General features: G+C 70.1%; 20 protein-coding genes and 1 tRNA gene. 9 read left to right on the forward strand and 12 right to left on the reverse strand.

All coding sequences use genetic code 11. The features are described from left to right. Nucleotides 1-24: 24 nt before the first annotated feature. Entirely contained in the window at nucleotides 25-2,076 is a 2,052-nt protein-coding gene (locus BJ982_RS01935) for a glycosyl hydrolase family 18 protein (RefSeq protein ID WP_184875973.1), read from the reverse strand. 650 nt (nucleotides 2,077-2,726) lie between these two features. Between BJ982_RS01935 and BJ982_RS01940 the strand changes: the two genes are divergently transcribed. Both BJ982_RS01940 and BJ982_RS01945 read left to right on the forward strand, forming a co-directional pair. Then, nucleotides 2,727-3,848: an alpha/beta fold hydrolase gene (locus BJ982_RS01940; RefSeq protein ID WP_203959448.1), complete on the forward strand. Its 1,122-nt coding sequence runs from the start codon at nucleotides 2,727-2,729 to the stop codon at nucleotides 3,846-3,848. Between the two features lie 181 nt (nucleotides 3,849-4,029). Continuing rightward, the gene (locus BJ982_RS01945) at nucleotides 4,030-4,842 is read left to right on the forward strand and encodes an alpha/beta fold hydrolase (protein WP_239123719.1); all 813 of its coding nucleotides are present in this window, start codon (nucleotides 4,030-4,032) and stop codon (nucleotides 4,840-4,842) included. A gap of 257 nt (nucleotides 4,843-5,099) precedes the next feature. Here BJ982_RS01945 and BJ982_RS38385 read toward each other — a convergent pair whose 3' ends face one another. Both BJ982_RS38385 and BJ982_RS38390 read right to left on the reverse strand, forming a co-directional pair. Next, entirely contained in the window at nucleotides 5,100-5,552 is a 453-nt protein-coding gene (locus BJ982_RS38385; RefSeq protein ID WP_203959449.1) for a helix-turn-helix domain-containing protein, read from the reverse strand. Beyond that, nucleotides 5,549-6,301 carry an RsbRD N-terminal domain-containing protein gene (locus BJ982_RS38390; protein WP_507763476.1) on the reverse strand — a complete coding sequence of 251 codons (753 nt, stop codon included), beginning with the start codon at nucleotides 6,299-6,301 and terminating at the stop codon, nucleotides 5,549-5,551. The genes BJ982_RS38385 and BJ982_RS38390 overlap by 4 nt, the downstream gene beginning before the upstream one ends. A 469-nt stretch (nucleotides 6,302-6,770) precedes the next feature. Between BJ982_RS38390 and BJ982_RS01955 the strand changes: the two genes are divergently transcribed. The 4 genes from BJ982_RS01955 to BJ982_RS01970 all read left to right on the forward strand — a co-directional run bounded on the left by BJ982_RS01955 (nucleotide 6,771) and on the right by BJ982_RS01970 (nucleotide 10,676). Then, on the forward strand, nucleotides 6,771-7,655 hold the full coding sequence (locus BJ982_RS01955; RefSeq protein WP_184875977.1) for a DUF4394 domain-containing protein: 885 nt from the start codon (nucleotides 6,771-6,773) through the stop codon (nucleotides 7,653-7,655). A gap of 151 nt (nucleotides 7,656-7,806) precedes the next feature. Then, a complete protein-coding gene (locus BJ982_RS01960) occupies nucleotides 7,807-8,289 on the forward strand; it encodes an HIT family protein (protein WP_184875979.1) in 483 nt (160 codons plus the stop codon). 270 nt (nucleotides 8,290-8,559) lie between these two features. Further along, entirely contained in the window at nucleotides 8,560-10,200 is a 1,641-nt protein-coding gene (locus BJ982_RS01965; RefSeq protein WP_373869704.1) for an IS1182 family transposase, read from the forward strand. Between the two features lie 89 nt (nucleotides 10,201-10,289). Then, nucleotides 10,290-10,676 (forward strand): hypothetical protein, encoded by a 387-nt coding sequence (locus BJ982_RS01970; RefSeq protein ID WP_184875983.1) that lies wholly within the window; start codon nucleotides 10,290-10,292, stop codon nucleotides 10,674-10,676. Nucleotides 10,677-10,948: 272 nt separating this feature from the next. Here BJ982_RS01970 and BJ982_RS01975 read toward each other — a convergent pair whose 3' ends face one another. Both BJ982_RS01975 and BJ982_RS01980 read right to left on the reverse strand, forming a co-directional pair. Next, nucleotides 10,949-11,251: a hypothetical protein gene (locus tag BJ982_RS01975; protein ID WP_184875985.1), complete on the reverse strand. Its 303-nt coding sequence runs from the start codon at nucleotides 11,249-11,251 to the stop codon at nucleotides 10,949-10,951. A 325-nt stretch (nucleotides 11,252-11,576) separates the two neighbouring features. Continuing rightward, nucleotides 11,577-11,661: transfer RNA gene (locus BJ982_RS01980), tRNA-Tyr, on the reverse strand. A 142-nt stretch (nucleotides 11,662-11,803) separates the two neighbouring features. Between BJ982_RS01980 and BJ982_RS01985 the strand changes: the two genes are divergently transcribed. The 3 genes from BJ982_RS01985 (at nucleotide 11,804) to BJ982_RS01995 (ending at nucleotide 14,425) form a co-directional block, all read left to right on the forward strand. Continuing rightward, nucleotides 11,804-12,292, forward strand: coding sequence for a YajQ family cyclic di-GMP-binding protein (locus tag BJ982_RS01985; protein WP_184875987.1), 489 nt, complete (start codon nucleotides 11,804-11,806; stop codon nucleotides 12,290-12,292). Between the two features lie 677 nt (nucleotides 12,293-12,969). Further along, a complete protein-coding gene (locus BJ982_RS01990) occupies nucleotides 12,970-13,797 on the forward strand; it encodes a hypothetical protein (RefSeq protein ID WP_184875989.1) in 828 nt (275 codons plus the stop codon). Between the two features lie 52 nt (nucleotides 13,798-13,849). Further along, the gene (locus BJ982_RS01995; protein ID WP_184875991.1) at nucleotides 13,850-14,425 is read left to right on the forward strand and encodes a pyridoxamine 5'-phosphate oxidase family protein; all 576 of its coding nucleotides are present in this window, start codon (nucleotides 13,850-13,852) and stop codon (nucleotides 14,423-14,425) included. A 20-nt stretch (nucleotides 14,426-14,445) separates the two neighbouring features. Here the strand turns inward: BJ982_RS01995 and htpX are convergent, their stop codons facing one another. From htpX to BJ982_RS02030, 7 genes are all read right to left on the reverse strand, one after another. After that, nucleotides 14,446-15,300: a zinc metalloprotease HtpX gene (gene htpX, locus BJ982_RS02000; RefSeq protein WP_184875993.1), complete on the reverse strand. Its 855-nt coding sequence runs from the start codon at nucleotides 15,298-15,300 to the stop codon at nucleotides 14,446-14,448. 145 nt (nucleotides 15,301-15,445) lie between these two features. Beyond that, nucleotides 15,446-16,909 (reverse strand): NADH-quinone oxidoreductase subunit N, encoded by a 1,464-nt coding sequence (locus tag BJ982_RS02005; protein WP_184875995.1) that lies wholly within the window; start codon nucleotides 16,907-16,909, stop codon nucleotides 15,446-15,448. Then, entirely contained in the window at nucleotides 16,906-18,648 is a 1,743-nt protein-coding gene (locus tag BJ982_RS02010) for a complex I subunit 4 family protein (RefSeq protein WP_184875998.1), read from the reverse strand. The genes BJ982_RS02005 and BJ982_RS02010 overlap by 4 nt, the downstream gene beginning before the upstream one ends. 67 nt (nucleotides 18,649-18,715) lie before the next feature. After that, nucleotides 18,716-20,665, reverse strand: a complete 1,950-nt coding sequence (locus BJ982_RS02015) for an NADH-quinone oxidoreductase subunit 5 family protein (protein ID WP_239123709.1) — start codon at nucleotides 20,663-20,665, stop codon at nucleotides 18,716-18,718. Beyond that, nucleotides 20,662-21,024, reverse strand: a complete 363-nt coding sequence (gene nuoK / locus BJ982_RS02020) for an NADH-quinone oxidoreductase subunit NuoK (protein WP_184876000.1) — start codon at nucleotides 21,022-21,024, stop codon at nucleotides 20,662-20,664. The genes BJ982_RS02015 and nuoK overlap by 4 nt, the downstream gene beginning before the upstream one ends. A 1-nt stretch (nucleotide 21,025) precedes the next feature. Continuing rightward, the gene (locus BJ982_RS02025) at nucleotides 21,026-21,556 is read right to left on the reverse strand and encodes an NADH-quinone oxidoreductase subunit J family protein (protein WP_184876002.1); all 531 of its coding nucleotides are present in this window, start codon (nucleotides 21,554-21,556) and stop codon (nucleotides 21,026-21,028) included. After that, a complete protein-coding gene (locus tag BJ982_RS02030; protein ID WP_239123711.1) occupies nucleotides 21,553-22,245 on the reverse strand; it encodes a NuoI/complex I 23 kDa subunit family protein in 693 nt (230 codons plus the stop codon). The genes BJ982_RS02025 and BJ982_RS02030 overlap by 4 nt, the downstream gene beginning before the upstream one ends. Between the last annotated feature and the right edge of the window lie 127 nt (nucleotides 22,246-22,372).

Genomic DNA, 22,372 nt, shown 5'->3' on the forward strand with positions numbered 1-22,372 from the left:
GGCCCCTGTGCCGTCAGGCCGCGATCACCCGGTCAGGGTGAAGTCGTCGGCGAAGACGTTGCCCTGGCCGTACCAGCCGTGGACGGACAGCGTCACCGATCCGTTGGAACCGGTGGTGAAGGGCAGGCTGAGCTGGCTCCAGCCGCCGGACGAGCCCCACGTGGTGGCGCTGGCGCCGCCGGAGACCGACAGGAAGGCGAAGCTGCCCTGCACCCAGCCCTTCAGCGTGTAGCTGTGGTTGGGCGTCAGCGTCAGCGTCTGGGTGCACTCGCCCGTGCTGCTGGAGGACGCGGCGACCTGCAGGGCGTGCGTTCCTCCATGCGCCGGCGAGCCGACCACCGCGCTGCCGTTCTGGCAGTTCCACGGGCTCAGGGCCCCCGACTCGAAGTCGGCGTTGGCGATGCCGCCGCCGGGCGAGGCGGTCACGGTGAGCGCGTAGGTGGCGCTGTGGCCGCCCGAGGGCGCCGTGCCGGTGACGGTGATCTGGTACGTGCCCGGCGCGGTCGTCGGAGCGGTGACCAGCTTCAGCGACGAGGACGCGCCCGCCGTCACCGAGCTCGGCGTGAGCGTCGCCGTCACCCCGGCCGGAGCGCCGGTCGCGGCGAGGGCGACGGTCTGCGCCGAGCCGCTGGTGACCGCCGTGTTCACGGTCGCCGTCGCGGTGGAGCCGGCCGTGACCGAGCCGGACGCGGGGCTGACCGCGACCGAGAAGTCACTGCCGGGCGTGCCGGTGACCGTGAGGCTGAAGGTCGTGTCGTGGCTGCCGGAGGCGCCCGTCCCCTTGACGGTGATCGGGTAGGTGCCCGGCGTCACCGACGAGGTCGTCACCAGCTTCAGCGACGAGGAGCCGCCCGCGGTCACCGAGGCCGGCGTGAGCGTCGCGGTCACCCCGGACGGGGCACCGGTCGCGGTGAGGTTGACCGTCTGCGCCGAGCCGCTGGTGACCGCCGTGTTCACGGTCGCCGTGACGGTGCCGCCCGGCTGCACGGACCCGGTGGAAGGGGAGACCGAGACCGAGAAGTCGTTCGACGGTGTGCCGCCGCTGGTGAACGGCGCGAACGCCTGGCTGAAGAACCAGGTGCTCTGGGCGATGCCGGAGCAGCTGTCGGAGCCGCCGGTGCCCGGGCAGCCGCCGTTGTCCCGCTGGAGCGCCCAGAACGAGATCATCGCGATGCCCTTGCTCTTCGCCCAGTTCAGGACGGGAGCGGCGTCGGTGGTGTAGAAGGTCTCCGCGGGTCCGTAGTCGTCGATGCCGATCATCTCGGTGACGCCGATCATGCCCCACAGCTCGGTGTCCGACTTGCCGGGGTACAGGTTCTTGAGCTGGTTGAACAGCCCCTGCGCGGAGTTCTGGGTGTCGGTCGCCATCTGGTGGGTGGCGCCGTCGTAGTAGTCGAACGTCATGATGTTGACCACGTCGATCCTGGCGCCGTTGGTCACGGCGTTGCGCAGGACGGCCAGGCCGCTGGAGGCCAGTCCGCTGGTGGTCGTCGGCAGCGTGTACGAGAACTGGATCGTCTTGCCGTTGGCGGCGGCCCAGTCCTGGGTCAGCTTGATCGCCTTGTTGCGGCGGTCGATGCCGGCGCTGTTGTTCAGCGAGTTGTCCTCGATGTCCAGGTCGATACGGGTGACACCGTAGGTGGTGATGATGCTCTGGAAGACCGAGGCGATGCTGTTGACGTTCGTGCAGCTGTCGGCGATCTCGGTGCCGGTGTTGGTCGCCGTGTAGCCGCCGAAGGAGGGGATGACGTCGCCGCCCGCGGCCCGGATCGTGTTGATGGACGCGCCGAACGTGGACTGCGAGATCGGCATCTCGGTGTCGCCGTTCCAGTAGGCCGTGCACGACCCCTTGGTCGCGGCCTGCAGGAACGCCATGGTGAGGTATTTGGCCCCGGACTGCTGGGCCAGGGTGGCCGGGTCTTCCCCGGTCCAAGCCTCGAAGTAGGGGGCGAAGACGTGAGCGGGTATTCCGGCCGCCGCCTGGGCGGGCGTGCCGCCCACGACAGCGAATCCGAGCGCCGCGGCGGCGGTCGTGATGACCGCCAGCGCCATGCGCAGCATTACGCGCAGTTGCATGGAGACTCCCACACGCGAAGTCAGGCCGGGGTTCGTACCGTCCCGGCCATCTGGGGGGTGGCGCATCGGCCGGCGCGCGGCGCCGCCGATGCGTGCTTCAAGATGGGGCGTGCTGCGGATCCGCGTACCCAATCGTTGGATCAGCGGGTTCTTTTGTCAAGTTTCTTAACAGTTGTGCTAGGCAACTTTCTTAACCGTTGCGCTGCCACACGGGCCTTGACCTGCTCATTCGGCTCCAAATTCCGGCGCGAAACCGGCACCCCAATCGATCTTGTAGCCGAGCGGCCCCCGTTTCGCCCCCACGACACGGCAGGGGAGCCTCCCCACGACACGACCGGGAACCCGCCTGCGGCACGACCCGGGGAGCCCCCTGCGGCACGACCAGGGAGCCTTCTCGCGGCACAGGAGTCCCGCGCGGCGCGACCGGGGAGTCGTTGCGTGCAGGGCACTCGGCCGTCCCTGCGCTTTCATCAGCCCCAGTGACGCCTTTGGAGACCAGCACCCCTGCCGTAACGCGAGACACCCCTGCCTCACGGCACCCGACCCCAACGCCCCCGGCCACCCGGCCACACCGCCGTTAGCGTGTCGCCGTCCCCGCTCGTTGGAGGTAGTCGAAGGTGCGGCTCAACAGAGGATCCACCCTCATCCCCATGGCGACGCGAAGGCGGAGCACCCGCGTCGCCGGACTCGGCTGGAACGTTCTCGGCGCGATCACCACCGCGACCGTGCTCGTACTCACCACGGCCTCCGGCGCCGGCGCAGGCACCACCAGCGGCCCCCGCCCCGCCGAACCGTCAACGAACCAGGCGCAGCCCGACCCATCCCTCACACAAGGCCGGGTCCCTGTGGGCGGGCCGCACCCCGGCGCCGCCGAACCGTCAGTGGGCCGGGCGAAGTTCGACCCGTCGTTCACGCACGGGCGGGTGCCCGTGGACGGCGGCGTCCTGCACTACGTCCGCGGGGGCTCCGGGCCCGCGCTCGTGCTGCTGCACGGCTGGCCGCAGACCTGGTGGGAATGGCGCAAGGTGATGCCCGCCCTCGCCCGCACGCACACCGTCATCGCGTTCGACCTGCCCGGCCTCGGCGGCTCCACCGTCCCGCCCGGCGGCTTCGACGCGGCCACCACCTCGCGCCGGATCCGCCAGGCCGTCCACCGGCTCGGCTTCCGGCAGGTGAAGATCCTCGCCCACGACGACGGCGCCCTCGTCGCCTACCCCTACGCCCGCGACTTCCCCTCCGAGGTCAGCCGGCTCGCCGTGCTCGAACTGCCGCTCAACGGCTTCGGCCTGGAGGACGCCTACCGGCTGAGCTGGCACTTCCGCTTCAACTCCGCCCCCAAGCCGCTGCCCGAGCGGATCGTCTCCACCCAGGACGACGTCGAGGCGTACCTCGGGAGTCTCTTCGACGGGGCACACCGCCCCGCGGCCATCGACCGGCGGGAGTACTTCCGCGCCTACGCCGACCCCGCCACCCGCAGCGCCGCCTACGAGTACTACCGGGCGTTCGCCGCCAACGCCGCCGACAACCAGGCCAACGCGTCCAAGAGACTGGCCATGCCGGTGCTGGCGATGGGCGCGCAGCACGTCTTCGGCGCCCAGATCGCCGAGTCGTTCCGCCATGTCGCCGACGACGTCCGCGAGGTCGTGGCCCCCGCCTCCGGCCACTGGATCCCCGAGGAGAACCCCGCCTTCCTGACCGACTGCGCCCGCCTCTTCTTCGGCCCTCCGACCACCACCCCCTCCTCCCCCGCCCTGGCCCCCTGCGCGCCATAGCCACCGCAGCCGGAGAACTGTCGTAGCCCGCCCATATTGTGGGCGGGAGCGGCAGGCGCGCTCACGCCCTGACATGCCCGCCCGGCTCCATGCCGTGGAGCGGAGCTGGGACAAGGCACGCCCCGTGACCCACACGATCACACAACCGTCTTCACGGATCGAGGGCAGGATCTTGAGCACAGTGACCTCGCGGGACGGCACGGTCATCGACTTCGACCTGTACGGCGACGGGCCCGCCGTCATATTCATCGGCGGAGCCACCCAGTACCGCGCCATCGACCTGGGCACCCGGCGGACCGCGCGTCTGCTCGCGGACGAGGGGTTCGCGGCCGTCGACTACGACCGCCGCGGGCGCGGCCACTCGGGTGACACCTCGCCGTGGGCGCTGGAGCGCGAGGTCGAGGACGTCGCCGCTCTGATCAAGGCCGCCGGAGGCACCGCCACCCTCTACAGCAGCTCCTCCGGCGCCACCGTGGCCCTGGCCGCCGCGGAGGCCGGCGTCGGCGTCACCGCGCTGGCGCTGTACGAGCCCCCGTTCCTCGCCGGCGTCGACCACTCCGAACACCTGACCACGCTGCGCTCCTTGCTGGCCGAGGGCAAGAACGACGAAGCGATGCGCTACAACATGACGGCGGTCATCGGCGTCCCGTCCGAGGTCGTCGACGGCATGGCCGGCTCGCCCGGCTGGGCCGACATGGTGGCGGTCGCCCCCACCCTGGTCTACGACCTCACGGCGACCCACGACGTCAACACCGACCCCGACTGGGCCGCCCGCTGGTCCTCGATCACCGTCCCGGCGATCGTCTGCTCGGGCGATCAGACCTTCCCCGGCCTCCCCGAGGCCGCCGACGCGGTCGCCGCCGCCCTCCCCACCGCGACCCGCCAGATCCTCCCCGGCCAAGGCCACGGCCCCACCCCCGAAGCCATAGCCCCCGTCCTCCTCCGATTTCTCCGCTATGGGCCGGCGAAGAGCGGAGGGGACAGCCGTCCTTAATATTCGCGTGAACGCGATTCGCCTGATCGGTCAGAGGTTCACGGGTCCGGCTCGAATGCGTCGCCGAGTCTTCCCGCTCGCGAATGACGACCGCCCTCGGCGGAAACGAAGACGGAACCGAGACGAAAACCGACCGCCTTCTGGCCCGAGGAACCGCCACAGACAAAGCGAACGCCGAGCGATACTCCCGCCCCGCACCGGATTCAGCGGCGTCCGGGCGGCGGGCGCCCCCGGAATTCCTTGATTCCCGTCGCGGCTCAGGTCCAGGCGCCGGCCAGTACCCGGGCGACGGTGGTACTCAATATCCGTACTCCGCGCACCGAACCCGGATCGACATTGGTCAGCTCGCGTACACGTTGCAGGCGATAGTCCAATGTCCGTGGATGGATGTGCAGGACGGCCGCGGCGGCGAGCCGGTTCATGTCGGCACGGTAATAGGCGTCCAATGTCGTGACCAGATCGGGGCCACTCGCCAGACGGCGGGCGATCTCACGCAACCAGTGGTCGACCTCGGGGAGTTGTGCGGCGCCGAGTTCGACGAACACGTCGGCGACCCCCGAGAGGGTCCGCGGCGTGGCTTCGAGCGGCGCGACCTGGGCCACGCGCCGCGCCACCTCCGCCGTCTGGTCCAGGGCGTTCGCCGGACCGGCCGCCGTCCCCACCGCGCAGGGCCTGCCCACCCGTTCCACGATCTCGCGGAGCAGGCTCATGAGCCGGTCGCCGTCGGACGCCGCCGGCGACGACGACATGGGCGACAAGGACCCCGCGCCGTCGTGCGGCACCAGGGCGAGCAACTCGTCCGGCCGCTGCCAGGCAGCGGCACGAGGTGGTCGTTGAACACGCTCGCGATGAGATCGTCGTGCGTGGTCTCGGAGCAGGTCGCCGGGTCGCCGTGCACCCTGATGATGACCACCAGGTAGTGGTCGTGCAGGGCGACACCCAGGCTGCGCGCCAGGCTGGCGGCGATGGCGTCGCCGGTGAGCAGCAGGTGCGCGAGCGTGCGCACCCGGGTCGCCACCGAAAGCCGCAGGTGCTGCTCGTCCATGTACGCCTGGAGGTAGGCGGCGCAGCCGCGCGCGCCCTGGGCGCCGAACCACGCGAGCACGCGCAGGAGTTCCTGCACGTCGTGACCTTCGGCCGCGTCGTGGCACTCGCGGAGCATCAGATTGGCGTGCAGCGCCAGCACACGCCGTGCCGTAGGGACGGAGAAGCCGCGCCGCGCGCGCTGCTGACCGATGCTCCCGATGAGGGAGAGGTCGCCCGCGTCGAGTTGCCGATCTTCGGCGACGCACTCGACCGTGCGCCGGCGGAACCAGACCGCGTAGTCCAGCGTCTCCGCGTATGCCTGCGGGTCGGCGGCCTCTCTGCGGTACTCCGGCAGCTCGCGCATATACATGCTCACTTCGGCTCGCGCGTTCGCGTCGCATCGTTTCATCAACGTACGTAAAAGGCCGCCCATGCCGATCGATCTCCCCTTTGTGTGGACGCCATCGCACGCACCGCGCCGGCCGAATGACCCTCAGACCTTGACCTGATTTTCCCGAACTCGCCGAGCGCGCCCTCATGGTAACCCGCTACAGCACGACGTTCAGCACGGGAACCGTACGAACAATCATCGAGTCCTATAAGGGGGCCTGACACTATGCGGTTGGCGCGACCCTTATCGACCGAATCACCCGGACCCAAAGCGAAAACGCTACGCCGAAACCGGTGGCGCGATGGCCGTTATCCCAAGCCGCCTTCCATCGCCGTCACGGTTGCGGGAAATGACAAGTCGACCCGCTTCATGGCCAGATAATTCCGCATATATCACGACGACAGTTCCCCTATCTCCCGGCGAAGCTGTTGCCGCTGACAACGCCGGCATATCGCGACGACGAGAGCCGTCGGCCGAACTCGCCGGCACGACTTCGATAGGGGAGGAATTGATGCAGGTACGGACCAAGAGAGGGATCGCCGCACTCATCGCGCTGGCCGCGGCGACGGCGCTCGCCGTCGGGCCCGCGGAGGCCGGTTCCGCGGCAAGCCGCCGTTCGGCCTCCGCCGCCTCGCTGCAGGCGTTCGGGATCACCAGTGACGGCAAGCTGATGGCCACGTTCTTGACCGACAGGCCCGACCAACTCGACTGGGTCAGGCGGATCAGCGGGCTTGTCAACGACACCGCCGCGATCGGCATCGACTTCCGCGTCCAGGACCGCAAGTTCTACGCCGTCGGCAACCGCGGCGGCATCTACACGATCTCGCTGCCGACCGGCAGCCAGGACCCGGTGGTCGTCACGAAGGTCTCCCAGCTCGGTGTCGCGCTGCAGGGCACGAACTTCGGCGTCGACTTCAATCCCGCCGCCGACCGCCTGCGCGTGATCAGCGACACCGGCCAGAACCTGCGGCACAACCTCAACGACAACACGACGGTGCCGGACACCCCCTTGAGCACCGACTCGTGCGCCCCGGCCGTCACCGGTATCAGCGCCGCCGCCTACACCAACAACGACCTCAACAACACGACCGCGACGACCCTGTTCGACATCAACACCACGACCGCCCAGGTGGTCATCCAGTCCCCCGCCAACAGCGGCCTGGTGGCCCCCACCGGGGCACTCGGCACGACCGTCGGCTCGAACGCGGGCCTGGACATCTACAGCGACCTGACCAACGGCAAGACCGTCTCCAACACCGCCTACGCCACCCTCGTCCTCCCGAACGGCGACGCGACCCTCAACGCGATAGACCTCACCACCGGCGCCGCCACCCGCCTCGGCGACCCCTTCCCCCTGGCCATCACCGACATCGCCCTCGCCCTCGACTCGAACTGACCCCTCGCCCACAACCCAAGAGGCCCGCCACCGCGCATCCGCCGGTGACGGGCCTCTTCACGCCGGCGCCGCAGGTCGAGCCTTCGAACCCGGATTGCGCTCGAACCACAAGCACTCGCTGTGGACGCCTCTCGCTGTCACCATATTGACCATGAGTGATCCCGGCGGATCGGACTGCGTGTTCTGCGCGATCATTCGCGGCGAGGCCGAAGCGAGCGTTCCCTACGCAGACGACCGCGTGATGGTGATCATGGACATAGCACCCGTCACGCCCGGGCACCTTCTCGTCATTCCCCGCGTGCACGCCGTCGGGCTGGAAGACCTCGACGAGGAGACGAGCACGCATGTATGGACGCTCGGCCATCGAATGGCCCGAGCTCTACGCCGCTCTGACCTGCGATGCGACGGCGTCAACCTTTTCCTCGCAGATGGAGAAGTAGCATTCCAGGAGGTCTTCCACTTCCACCTACATGTAATCCCCCGCTTCGAGGGAGACAGCTTCCGAATAACCGCCAACTGGAAGACAAGACCCCGAAGCCTGCTCGACCAGGAATCGAAATCCGTCCGATCCGCCTTGGCGAACCTAGGATTCACCACCGCAGCCACCGCCACCAACCGTGCCGCACCCACGTGACGGCCGACCCAATGGGCATCAGATGGGCACCGCACGCAGGTGAAACCCTTGACTGTTCTGCCCCACAACCTTGGCGTACCGGTTTCGGGTCTGGCCGTTCCCTCGGCGCTGTGCTGGACGCGCGGCTTCCGATGAGTTGTGGCTGAGCACGGCGCCCCCGTCCTCCGTACTGACACTGTTGGCGAATTGATCAAAGACGAAGCGGGCCCATGATCACGTATGTGATCATGGGCCCGCTTCTGTCGTGATCTTGCTGAGAGTAGGTCATTGGTGTCCCTGTGCCCGATGGAGTCCGACCGCATCCCTTCTGTCACAGCACAGGTCGCACGTGCGGCCTTCCCTGATGGCAGCATGGCGATGCGGATCCGTGACGCCCTCGGCATGGTGTTCCGCGATGAGGAGTTCGAGCGGTTGTTCCCCTCCCGTGGCCAGTCGGCTCTGTCACCAGGCCGCTTGGCCCTCGTGGTGGTGCTGCAGTTCGCCGAGGGGCTGTCCGACCGGCAAGCCGCCCAGGCGGTGCGGGCCCGCATCGACTGGAAGTACGCCCTGAGCCTCGAGCTCACCGATCCCGGATTCGACTTCTCCGTGCTCAGCGAGTTCCGCGGGCGGCTCATCAAAGGCGCCGCCGAGCAGCAGATCCTGGACACGGTGCTGGAACGGGCGGGCACGGCCGGTCTGCTCAAGACGGCCGGTCGGGCGCGAACCGACTCCACGCATGTGCTGGCTGCCATCCGCGGGTTGAACCGGCTGGAGTTGGCCGGCGAGACGCTGCGCGCCGCCCTCAACGTCCTTGCCGTCGCGGTACCGGACTGGCTGGCCTCACTCGCCGCACCGGTGTGGTTCGACCGCTACGCCTCTCGCAGTGAAGACTTCCGGATGCCGAAGTTCACGGCTGCGCGCATCGAGTTGGCCGAGACCATCGGCGCTGACGGAATGACCCTGCTCAGAGCCATCCATGACGAAACGGCCCTGGCATGGCTGCGCCAGATCCCCGCCGTCGAGACCTTGCGGCGGGTATGGGTGCAGGAGTTCTGCACCATCGAGGACACGGTGCGCTGGCGGCACCCCAGAGATCTCCCTCCGGGCAGGTCGCGGCTGGTCTCGCCCTACGACGATCAGGCGCGGACCGGCACAAAGCGAGACTCAAGCTGGGACGGCTACAAGGTGCACATCACCGAGACCTGCGAGCCCGATGCCCCGCATCTGATCACGAACGTCGCGACCACACCGTCTCCGGGAAGCGATTTCGACGCGACCGCGCTGGTTCATGAGGGGCTGTCCCGTCGCGGCCTGGCCCCGGATGTCCACCTGGTCGACACCGGCTACGTCACCACCCGCGGGGTCATCGCCGCCAAGCGCGACCACAACGTGGAGCTGGTCGGGCCGATGATGCCCGATGCCAGTTGGCAGACCCGCTCAAAGAGCGGTTACCCTGCCCATTCGTTCGCCATCGACTGGGACAACCGGCAGGTGACCTGCCCCAGCGGCAAGACCAGTATCCGGTGGGCGATCGAGCCCGACCGTGACAAGATCGAGATCCGCGTCGAGTTCTCGCGTCGCGACTGCGGCACCTGTCCGGTCAAAGCCGAGTGCACCCGCGGCACGCGACGCCGGCTCACACTGCGTCCTCAGGCCGAGCACGAAGTCCTGCACCGGGCGCGAGTCGAGCAGCAGACCGACCAGTGGAAGAACCGATACCAGGCCCGGCAGGGTATCGAAGGCACCATCGCGCAGGGGGTCAAGGCATTCGGGCTACGCCGGACGCGCTACCGGGGCATCGCCAAGACTCACCTGCAGCACGTGCTCATCGCCGCGGCGATGAACCTCGCCAGGCTCGATGCCTGGCTTACGGGCACCCCGCTGGCTCCATCACGAACCTCTCATTTCGCGGTGCTCCGTCCAGCGGCGTGACTCGCCGAACGCTACGCTTCGCGTTGTTGATCTTACGTTATGCGTCTGTGATCTCGCCTGGCGGGAAGGCGGACCCAGAAAGGAACAGCATGATCACCACGAAGGCATGCACCCAGATTGCCGCAGGAGCGCTGGCCACCGCAGCGGTCCTGGCACCGACCGCCGCCCAAGCCGCCGGACCCTCGCCCTACGCCCAGGCCGCCGCCGCGGTCAAAGTGGACGGCACCCTGGACCACGGCAAGAACATCGTCTCCGTCTCACGGGCATCTGCAGGCCGGTACTGCGTCCGCGTCGGCAGTGACATCGACCTGTCCAAGGAGGTGGTGCACATCACCCTGTGGAACAGTCTGGGCACGACCCACGGAGCCTACCTTCCGCACCCCCTTTGCGGCAGCCAGCCCAACACCATCTTGGTCGCCTTCAATACTGCCGCCGGGGCGGCTGCCGACGCCGCCTTCTACCTGAGCATCCCCTAGACCTGACCGCATCGCTGTGGTGTCAGCCTCGCGCTCACACTGCGGCGCAGGATTTGCATGAGCCACTGACCAGGGAACACGAAAGGCCCCGGCCCCTTCCCATGAAGCGGGGAAGGGGCCGGGGCCTCGACGTGAACGGTCATCGCTGGCTCATTGATAGCCCCGGACCGAAGTGTGTACGCCGCCCCCAGAACCAAGCGGGACACTCTCAGCAATTCGCCAACAGTGTCCGTACTGGAAGCGGGGGCGTCGTCATGCCGCTCGGCGTCGCGTCAGTCGGCGAATACGGTGTATCGGTACCGCGCGTAGCACGGGCAGCTGACCGACGAGATCTCGCCCACCCCCACCAGCGGGCCGGACACCTCGATCCATCCCACCCAAGGGTTCACGTGCACGCCGCTCACGTGAACCGCCTGCCTGCCTGTGCCGCCCGTGCACTGGCTGTAGGCGACGTACCCCTCCTGCCAAGTGGTGCAGCCCGTCTGGACGGCGTGGGCGGGGGATGCGGAGCCCACCAGCAGCGAGGCGGTGAGCAGGGCGAGGGCGGACACGGCTGCGGTCCGGTTCATTCTCATGTGCGCTTCCTCCGGCTCCGAAGGTGAATGGCGCTTCCATTAAGAAACTTTCCTAACCAGAAGATACGCGCCGGACGATGCGCGTCAAGAACGGTGCCTGATGCTCGATGCGTCCCGGCCGGAGGTCACCACGATGTCCAGGACACTTCGCCGTTGCCCGGACGGAACGCGTTCCGTGAGAGGTCCGGATCATGGTGTGCGACCTGAGCGAACGGCCTTGATCCATTCCGCGTATATTCCGGGAGCAGTGACAAACGGCTGCTTTCGGCTGCATGACCCCGAAAACCAGAAGAGGCCCCGGAGGGCCTCTGAGCTGGGGTTCTGCTGGTGGCAGGTCCAGGGTTCGAACCTGGGTAGGCTGAGCCGACGGTTTTACAGACCGCTCCCTTTGGCCACTCGGGCAACCTGCCGTGTCGGCCGCTCTCGCGGTGACAGGTAGAAGAATAGCGGACTTCAGAGGTGCCTGTGACACCGGTTTGTCCCGGGCCTGATCCACACGGGACGGCGTCGGTGTCGCTAGGGTCGGGGGGACGAGAGAGGACACCTATACCGATGGCCGACAGCAGTTTCGACGTGGTGAGCAAGATCGACCGGCAGGAGGTCGACAACGCGCTGAACCAGACGGTCAAGGAGGTCGGGCACCGCTTCGACTTCAAGGGCACGGGGGCCGGGATCGCGTGGTCGGGGCAGGACATCGTGATCAAGGCGAACAGCGAGGAGCGCGCGAACGCCGTCCTCGACGTGTTCAAGGAGAAGATCATCAAGCGTGGTCTGTCGCTGAAGATCTTGGATGCCGGGGAGCCGAAGTTGTCCGGCAAGGAGTACCACCTGACCGTCGGGCTCAAGGAAGGCATCGACCAGGAGCACGCCAAGAAGATCTCGAAGCTCATCCGGGACGAGGGGCCGAAGGGCGTCAAGGCGCAGATCCAGGGCGACGAGCTTCGGGTCAGCTCCAAGAAGAAGGACGAGCTTCAGGAAGTGATCGCGCTCCTGAAGGGCAAAGACCTGGACATCGCCCTCCAGTTCACCAACTACCGCTAGGGCCGAGGGCAGGTCGCTGCTCCTGACCACCCCCAGGACGGGTGGGTGACCACCCGCAGGGCGGGTGGTCCGCTGCGGCGTGTCGCCCGGTGGCGGCTGGGGATGGCGTCGGGACTGTTGACGCCGTGGGTCGGTGGCCGTGGCACGGCCTGGCGTCTCGTCCTCGTGTGGGGGGTGCGTGGAGTAGTCGGCCGTCCGGTGTCCTGGGGGGCCGGTTGGGCCTGAGTGATGGCCGTGATCTGGGCGGCCGTCTCGGCTTCGCTCGTGTGTGAGGGTGTCGAGTCGGCTGGGCGGGGTTGGTGGTGGGGATCGGGCGCAACCTTTTGTGGTGTGGCGGCATCTATTGGTGATGTCGAAAGGATTGCGCCATGGAGAAGGTGCGCAGGGTTGGGGTCGTCGCCGGGGCCGTTGTGATGGCGGCGGGTGTGGTCGTGGGACCGGCTCGGGCGGCGACCGCCAGCGCCTCGGGGGTAGGCCAGGCTTCCACCGCGACGACGATCGGGGCCACGGCCAAGGTCGCGACGGGTACGCGGTCCTCAGCGGGGACGGAGGCGTCCGCCGCGGGGGCCCGGACGGCTGCGCGGCCGCAGGGGGCGGCGGGGACCGTTCGTTACGCGTGGCTGGGGAGTTGTGTCAAGGGGAAGTACGACGTGCCGTGTGGGCCCTGGAAGCTGGTGATGCGGAGCGGGAAGACGGTCGCGGTGCGGGACGCGACGGTCTTTCCGGTGGGGGCGAACGGGAAGGCGGACAAGGAGGCCGCCGCGCCGTTCACGGTGAGCGCGGACGGGGCGCGGATCCTGTACTTCCGTAAGTCCGACCGCAAGCTGGTCTGGAGGGCGGCCACGGGCGGCCGGGCGCACAGCCTGCCGGGGGCGACGGCGCGGGTCCCGAAGGGCATCGGCATGGGGGACGTGGACGCGACGCTGTCGCCGGACGGCGGCGTGGTGGTGCTGGACTACCTCGACGACAACGAGCGGCTCCCCACGCTCGTCGTCGACCTGGCCGACGGCCACGTGGCGCGCGTTCCGGGGTCGGACGCCGTCCACGGCTTCAGCCCGGACGGCCGCCGCCTTCTCGTGTCGCGCCAGACCAGTGACAACACCACCGAGTTCGCGGTGTACGACGCCGACGGCGCGCAGGCGGAGAGCCGCGAGGTGCCGCAGGTGGTGTCGAACAACGCGCCGGTCGCGCTGGCGGACGACGGCGTGACGGTCGCGGTGGTGATCGTGCCGTCGGAGGGCCGGCCGCGCCTGCGGCAGTACGACCTGTCGACCGACGCGGTGTCCCCGGCCGTCGACCTGCCGATCACGGCGCAGGACGCGCCGTACCAGATCTTCTGGAACGACGCGGGCAAGCTGACGCTCTGGCACATGCGGACGAAGTCGGACGGGACGGTCTCCCGGGTCACGGCCAGCGTTGTGGACCCGGCCACGGGCGGCCTGAGGAAGATCGATTCCTTCAAGGGGCCGTCGCGCGTATGGAACTGGTGGCTTCCGGGGGAATGACCTCGCGCGGGCCCCGCCGTAAAGTCCCAGAAAAAGGGGCTAGGAGGGGCACATGGGCAAGGTGCATGAACGGCTGAACGACCGGCTGCGCGAGTTCATCGCTCGCCAGCCGGTCTTCTTCGTGGCGACGGCGCCCGAGCACGGCGGGCATGTGAACGTCTCGCCCAAGGGGTACGCCGACACGTTCGCCGTCCTGGACGACACCACGGTCGCCTACCTCGACCTGGACGGCAGCGGCGTGGAGACGATCGCCCACATCCGGGACAACGGGCGGGTGACGCTGATGTTCGCGGCGTTCTCCGGCCCGCCGAACATCCTGCGCCTGTACGGCCGGGGGCGGGTCGTGACGCCGGGGGACGCGGACTTCGCCGGCCTGCTCACGTTGTTCGGCCCGCATCCCGGCGTCCGGTCGATCATCGTCGTGGAATGTGATCGTATTTCCGACTCGTGCGGCTTCAGCGTGCCGTTCATGACCTTCGACCGGGACCGCACGCTGCTGGACGAATGGGCGGAACGCAAGGACGTGCGGCAGAAGCGCGCCTACCGGGCCAGGAACAACCGCGAGAGCATCGACGGCGTCCCCGCTCTGAGCGCCGAGGAGACGGACCCCGTGACCCACCGCTCCTGACGGCGGCCCCCAAGGGTTCGTCAGCGGGGGTAGCCGGCGAGGCGTTCGAGGCGGGCCACGCGGGCGGCGGTCGACGGGTGCGTCGCGAACAGGCGGCCGACCCCGGCGCCGCGGAACGGATTGGCGATCATGAGGTGGGACGCCGAGGTGAGGCGGCTCTCCTCCGGCAGCGGCAGCTGCCGGGCGCCCATCTCGATCTTGCGCAGCGCCGAGGCGAGGCCGAGCGGGTCACCGGTGAGCAGGGCGCCGGACTCGTCGGCCTGGAACTCGCGGGACCGCGAGATCGCCATCTGGATCATGCCGGCGGCGACCGGGCCGAGGATCATCATCAGCAGCGCGCCGAAGAAGCCCGGCCCGCCGTCGTCATCGTCCGAGCCACCGAAGAACACGGCGATGTAGCTGCAGTACGTGATCATCGTGGCGAGGGCGGCGGCGACCGAGGAGATCAGGATGTCCCGGTTGTAGACGTGCGACAGCTCGTGCGCGACGACCCCGCGCAGCTCGCGCTCGTTCAGCAGCCGCAGGAGGCCGTAGGTGACGCAGACGGACGCCCTGCGCGGCGACCGGCCGGTGGCGAAGGCGTTCGGCTGCATGGTGGGCGAGACGTAGAGGCGCGGCATGGGCTGGCGGGCGTCCGTCGACAGCTCGCGGACGATGCGGTAGAGGGTGGGCTGCTCGACCTCGCTCACGGGCCGGGCGCGCATGGCGGACAGGGCGATGCGGTCCGAGAAGAAGTACGCGACTCCGTTGGCGGCCAACGCGACGACGACGGCGAGTTGCACACCACGACCGCCCCCCAGCCACGCGCCCCCCACCAGGATCAACGCGGACAGGGCACCGAGGAGAACGGCGGTTCGCAGGCCGTTGTGGTGCACGCTTCCCCCTTCCGGATGTTGCGCTCACCCCTGGCAACGCTTGTGGCCTGCCCGAACGTTCCCGGCGACCGGGCGTGGCGGCTTAAGCCCATGGCGGAGCGCACGATCGCGACAACCGGGCGGCGGGCGGCACCGCCGGGCGGGGTCAGCCGACGGCGGAGAGGACGAGTTGCGGCGCCACGGAGAACGCCACGGACACGAGCAGCGCGGCGGCGACGGCGATCGCCACCGGCCGGCCGGGGCCACCTCCCGCGGGCCGCGCGCCGGGGGCCGGGGTGAAGAGGCGGGCGGTCCAGGCGATGTAGTAGTAGAGCCCGATCACGGTGTTGACCGCCATGACCACGGCCAGCCATCCGAGGCCGCCCTGGACGATCTCGCGGAACACCACGATCTTGGCGAAGAGCCCGGACAGGCCGGGCGGGAGGCCGGCCAGGCAGATCAGGAAGAAGCCGAGCGCGACCGCGGCGGCGGGCCGGCGGAAGGCCAGCCCCCGGTAGTCCTCCAGCTCGTCGCGCCCGCCGGTGGTCATCACGACCGCGAACGCGCCCGCGTTCATGGCCGCGTAGATGGCGAGGTAGGCGGTGGACGCCGCCACGGACGTCTTCGCGGCCACGGCCAGCGCGGCGAGGATGTAGCCGGACTGGGCGACCGAGGACCAGGCGAGCAGCCGTACGGCGTGCCGCTGCCGCAGGGCGAGCAGGTTGCCCGCGGTCATGGTGAGCGCGGCCAGGACGGCCACGACCGGTCCCCACAGGGCCGCCTGGCCCGCGAGCGCGATCGTCAGGACCAGGATGAGCCCGGCGAACCCGGCGGCCTTGGAGATGACCGAGAGGAACGCGGCCACCGGGACGGGCGCGCCCTGGTAGACGTCGCCGGCCCAGAAGTGGAAGGGAACGGCGGCGATCTTGAAGGCGAAGCCTGCCAGGACGAGCACGACCGCGACGGTGACCACCCCGGCGGGGACGGCCGCCGGGGGCGCGGCGAGGCGGGCGGCGATACGGTCGAGGTGCACGGACGCGGTCAGGCCGTAGATCAGCGAGACGCCGAACAGCATGATCGCCGTGGAGGTGACCGAGACCAGGAACAGCTTCAGCGCCGCCTCCGACGCCCGCGCGTCGTACCGCTTGAGCGCGGTGAGCGCGAACACGGGCAGCGACACCAGTTCCAGCGCGACGACCAGCATGACGAGGTCGCGGGACGCGGGCAGCGTGACGGCGCCGGTCAGCGCGCACAGCAGCAGGAAGTACCACTCCCCCGCCGGGATGGCCGCGCCGGCGAGCTGGGCCATCGAGAGCAGGACGATCACCACGGCGGTGGCGAGGACGATGGCCGCGAAGATCAGGGTGAGGCCGTCGGCGACGTACGAGCACGAGGCGGGGACGCCCGAGGGCTCGGCGGGCACGCAGAACGTGCTGAGCCGGGCGCCGCGCGCGGCCTGGACGGCGACGGCGGCCAGCGCGCCGAGGACGCCGGCGAGCGTGACGAGGCCGAGGGCCGTACGGGTGGCGGGCGTGCGCGGCAGGAAGGCGTCCAGCAGCAGTACCGCCCCGGCCAGCAGCGCCAGGATCAGCGGGGGCGCGATGGCCGCGTAGTCGATCGACTGGATCATCGTGCCCCCAGGTACGCCTGGACGGCCGGGTCGGTGAGGGTGAGGAGCAGCTTGGGCCAGAGGCCCAGGACGAGCGTGAGGACCACCAGCGGGATCCAGGACGCCAGCTCGTACGGGGTCACGTCGCCTGGACGGCCGGGGCGGGCGGCCGGGCCAGGGGGCACGGCGCCCTCTCCGGCGGCGAGCCGGGCCTCACGCTCCTCGGCCACGGCGGTGTCGGTCGCGACGGGCTCGACAGGCTCCATCCCCTCCGCCCTTTCGACCGGCCGGACGGGTTCGGCGCGCGCCGGTGACGCGTCGGGCGGGGTGCGGACGCGGGGTTCCTCCGGTGTCTCGGCGGTGGCGATCAGCGGTTCCCCGGGCGCGGGGCCGCCGCTGGGGTAGGCGAGGGCGGGCAGCGGCTCGCGGGGCGTGCCGTGGGTCAGGCGGGAGAGCATGAGGAGGAAGTAGGCCGCCGTGAGCACGCCGCCGAGGCCGCCGGCGGCCATGAAGGTGAGGAACAGCGGCCGTGACTGGCCGGGGGCGGGCTGGAAGGCGCCGAGCAGCGCCAGCATCTCGCCCCAGAACCCGGCCAGCCCGGGCACGCCGAGCGAGGCGACGGCGGCGAAGGTGAGCAGTGAGGCCAGGTACGGCAGGCGGCCGAGCATGCCGCTGCCGAGCCGGGACATCTCGGTGGTGCCGTAGCGCTCTTTGACGGCGCCGGCGAGGAAGAACAACAGGCCCGTGATCACGCCATGGGCGATATTTCCGAACAAAGCGGCGTTCATCCCGACGGGCGTGAGCGTCGCCAGCCCCAGCAGGACGAACCCCATGTGCCCCACCGACGAGTACGCGATCATGCGCTTGAGGTCGCGCTGCGCCAGGCAGGCCAGCGACCCGTACACGATGCCCGCCACGGCGAACGCGCCGAGGAACGGCGCCACGGCGGCGGCCCCCTCGGGCAGGACCGGGATGGCGATGCGCGCGAGCCCGTAGGTGCCCATCTTGAGCAGGACGCCCGCGAGCAGCACCGACCCGACGGTCGGCGCCTCGGTGTGCGCGGCGGGGAGCCAGGTGTGCAGGGGCCACATCGGCGCCTTGACCGCGAACCCCAGCGCGACCGCGAGGAACGCGAGCACCTGGACGCCGCGCGGCAGGCCCGCCCCGTGGGCCCCGGCCAGCCGGACCATGTCCAGGGTGCCGGTGTGCGCCCAGATCAGCAGCAGGCCGAGCAGGAGGACGGCCGAGCCGAGCAGGGTGTAGAGGATGAACTTCACCGCCGCGGCCCCGCGCCCCGCGCCGCCCCAGACCGCGATGACGAAGTACATCGGGACGAGGACGATCTCGAAGAACACGAAGAACAGCAGCAGGTCCAGCGCCAGGAAGGTCCCGATCATGCCGACTTCGAGCACCAGCAGCGTGAACACCAGCGCGCGATGGCGTCCGCCCGCGGGACGGTGGCGGGTCAGGTAGAGGAAGCACAGGAACGACAGCAGCGCCGTCATCACCACGAGCGGCAGCGACACCCCGTCAACGCCGAGGTGGAACCGCAGCGCGAGCCCGGGGATCCAGGGGCGGTCGATCGCGAACTGCACGTCCCCGGCCCTGCCGGCGTCGAAGCCCGCGGCCATCGCCACGGCCAGGGCCAGGGTGACGCCCGAGACCGCGGCGCCGTACCAGCGGGGCGCGGCGCGGGTGAACAGCAGCACGGCCGCGCCGGCGAGCGGAACGGCGAGGAGGGCGACCGGCAGGAGGTTCATCCGGGCGTCACCGCCCCGGCCACGACGAACGCGCCCGTGGGCCCGGGTGCCGCGGAGAGCGAGGCGTTCATCCCAGCACCACCGCCGCGACCACGAGGATCAGTACGCCGGTGAGGACGCCGGTGAGGTAGAGCTGCGCGTTGCCGGTCTGGACGCGGCGCAGCGCCCCGGAGGCGGCGAGCGTGAGCCTGCCGGATCCGCGCACCGCGCCGTCCACGACGGTGTCGTCCGCGCGGGCGACGACGCCGGCCAGCCACAGCACCGGGGCGACGAACAGCCGGTGGTAGACGGCGTCGACGTGGAAGGCCGCCTCGCACGGGGCCCGCAGGGCGCCGAGGACGCGGGCCGGGTCGGCGGCGGGGTCGGCGCGCCAGGCCGCGTAGACGACGCCCGCGCCGAGCAGGGCCACGAGGACGCTGGTGACCGCCGACGGCCACTCCAGCAGGTCCGCCCCGGCGAAGCCGAGCAGCAGCGCGGGGACGGCGAGCGCGGCGATGGGCCAGAGCATGGACGGCGGGGCCTCGCGGCCGTCGTAGACGTGGGCGACGCCGGGCTCGGGCTCGGGCAGGCCGACGTTGTGGACGCGGCTCGGGCCGAAGAACGTGCGCAGCCAGAGGCGGGTGGCGTACGCGCCGGTGACGGCGACGGTGAGCAGCGCGCAGCCGTACAGCAGCCAGGCCGCCGCGTCGGTGAGGACGTGGCCGCCGGTGGAGTGCTCGATGGCGGCGAGCACGGCGTCCTTGCTGAAGAAGCCGCTGGTGGGCGGCAGACCGGCGAGGGCGGCGAGGCCGATGGTCATGGCGGGGAAGGTGATCGTCATGGAGCGGCGCAGGCCGCCCATGTCGCTCATCAGGTTGGAGCCGACGGTGTGGATCACCGCGCCCGCGCACAGGAACAGCAGCGCCTTGAACGCGCCGTGGGTGACCAGGTGGAAGATCGCCGTGAGGTCGGACCCGGCGGCCAGCCCCCCGGCCATGTAGGCGAGCTGGCTGATCGTCGAGTAGGCGAGGACGCGTTTCAGGTCGTCCTGGGCGAGGGCGGCGAGGGCCGCGCCCAGCATGCCGAGGGAGGCGACGATCGCCAGCAGGTCGAGCGTGGGCCGGGCGAGCAGGAACGCCGGGAACAGGCGGGCGACGACGAAGATCCCGGCGGCGACCATGGTGGCGGCGTGGATGAGCGCGCTGATCGGCGTGGGGCCTGCCATGGCGTCGGGCAGCCAGGTGTGCAGCGGCGCCTGGGCGCTCTTCCCGGCCACGCCGAGCAGGATGAGCATGGTCGCCGCGACCAGCGTGGGCGTCGGTATGTACGGCGCGGTGGTGATCACCTCGTCGACGCGGAAGCTCCCGGCGGCGACGCCCAGCGTGAAGAGGCCGAAGAGGAAGCCCACGTCGCCGAGGCGGGTGACGAGGAACGCCTTGACCGCGGCGCGGGAGTTGGCGCGGTCCTCCCACCAGTGGCCGATCAGCAGGTAGGAGCACAGGCCCATGACCTCCCAGCCCACGTAGAGGACCAGCAGGTCCCCGGCGTAGACGACCAGCAGCATGGCGCTGGTGAAGAGGCTGATGAACGCGCTGTAGGACGGGTAGCGCGGCTCGTCGCGCATGTACCCGACCGAGTAGATCTGCACGGCGAGGGCGACCACGGTGACCAGGACGGCGAGGAGCGCGGCCAGCGTGTCCACGCGCAGGCCGACCGTGATGGGGATGCCGCCGGTGTCGAAGGTGAACGGCAGGGTTCCGGCGATCACGCACGTCTGGTCGTTCCAGGCGGAGCCTCCGGACGGTGTGACCGAGGGCGGGGCGTAGTGCCGGACGTAGGCGAACAGCCAGACGGCCAGGAGCATGGAGATCGCCGTGGGCAGCACCGCGATCAGCGAGGCACGCCGGTAGGCGTGACGGTCCACCGCGCCGGGCGGGGTGGCGCGCCACGGGCGGCGGGTCAGGAGCAGCCCGGCCGCGGCGGCGAGGAACGGCAGGAGGACGACGGCGACCGACGTCCAGGTGTCCGGGGCGATCACGAGGCGCCGTCCCGGGCGTGCGCGGCCTCGGCGCCGGCCTCCCGGTCGGGGCCCGGCTCGGCGAGGTCGCGGACCTGGTCGAGGGCGACCGTGCGCCGGTTGCGGAACACGGCGAGGACGATCGCCAGGCCCACACCGAGTTCGGCGGCGGCGATCACGATGACGAACAGCGTCAGCACCTGCCCGCCGTGGAGGGCGTCCCTGAGCCAGACGTCGAACGCGACGAGGTTGAGGTTGACCGCGTTCAGCATCAGCTCGACGGACATCAGGACCAGGATGGTGTTGCGCCGGGCCAGCACGCCGTACACGCCGATGGAGAACAGCAGCGCGGCCAGCACGGCGGGGTAGACGATGTGCACGTCAGTCCTTTCCGCCGATGTCGGTGCGGGAGAGCACGATCGCCCCGATCAGCGCGGCGAGCAGCAGCACCGACAGGGCCTCGAAGGGCAGCACCCAGTTGCCGAATATGCTCCGGCCGAGCGGCTCGGCGGCGCCCCTGCCGGGTTCGAGCGGGGCGTACGCGGTGCGGAAGCCGTCGATCACGGTGGTGACGAGCACCGCCGCGGTGGCCACGGCGACGACGACGGCCGCCGCCCTGTTGCCGGAGTCCAGGTCGGGGGACGGGCCGATGGGGGCGCGGGTGAGCATGATGCCGAACAGCAGCAGCACGATGACGGCGCCGACGTAGATGAGGACCTGCACCCAGGCGACGAACTCGGCGGTGAGCACGAGGTAGCAGCCGGCGAGGGCGCCGAAGGAGACCACCAGCCACAGCGCGGCGTGGACGATCTGGCGGGTGGTGACGACGAGCAGGGCGGAGGCCGCGGCGACCACTCCGAGCAGCAGGAACACGACCTCCTGTGCCGTGGGAGGCCACAGCGCGGGTGTCACGGCTCCTCCGCCGGTCCGGACGGTTCCGGAGGCTCCTTCTCCGCTCTCTCGCGCGGCCCCTCGGGTGAGGGCTTCTTCGGGAGCGCGCCCGGGGGGCGGATGGCGCGGACGGCGGCACGGGCCGTGGCCTCGGACCTGGCCGGGGTGTCACGGGTCTGAGGGGTCTCGCGTCCGGCGGGCGCGGCGGGCGCCGCCGGGGAGGGACGGCCGGGGGCGGGGCGCGCGGCGGCGGCGATCTCCTTGGGCGGCTCGGCGTTGGGGTCGTGCGCCGGGGGGATCGGGATGGTCTGCACCCACTCGGCGAGCCTGTCCTTCTCGTGGAGCAGGTCGCGGATGTCGTACTCGGCGTACTCGAACTCCGGCGACCAGAACAGGGCGTCGAACGGGCAGACCTCGATGCAGATGCCGCAGTACATGCACAGCGAGAAGTCGATCGCGAAGCGGTCGAGGACGTTGTGCGCGCGGGGGCGCCCGCCCTCGGGCGCGGGGGTGGTCTCCTTGTGGGAGTCGATGTAGATGCACCAGTCGGGGCACTCCCGGGCGCAGAGCATGCAGACCGTGCAGTTCTCCTCGACCAGGGCGATCACTCCCCGGCTGCGCGCGGGGAGATCGGGCCGCACCTCTGGGTACTGCTGGGTGACCGACTTGCCCAGCATGTGGCGCAGGGTGACGGCAAGACCCTTCGCCAACCCTTCTCCTGGTATCCCAGCCACGGTTCAACATCATGACGCACAAGCGCGTCCTCGTGAATGCGGGGCCGCCGGTCAGCTTCACCTTTTCCACAATCATCACGATTTTGGGGGACTACTCGGACAC

The organism is Sphaerisporangium siamense (assembly GCF_014205275.1).
In the GTDB taxonomy this organism is placed as follows: Bacteria; Actinomycetota; Actinomycetes; order Streptosporangiales; family Streptosporangiaceae; genus Sphaerisporangium; species Sphaerisporangium siamense.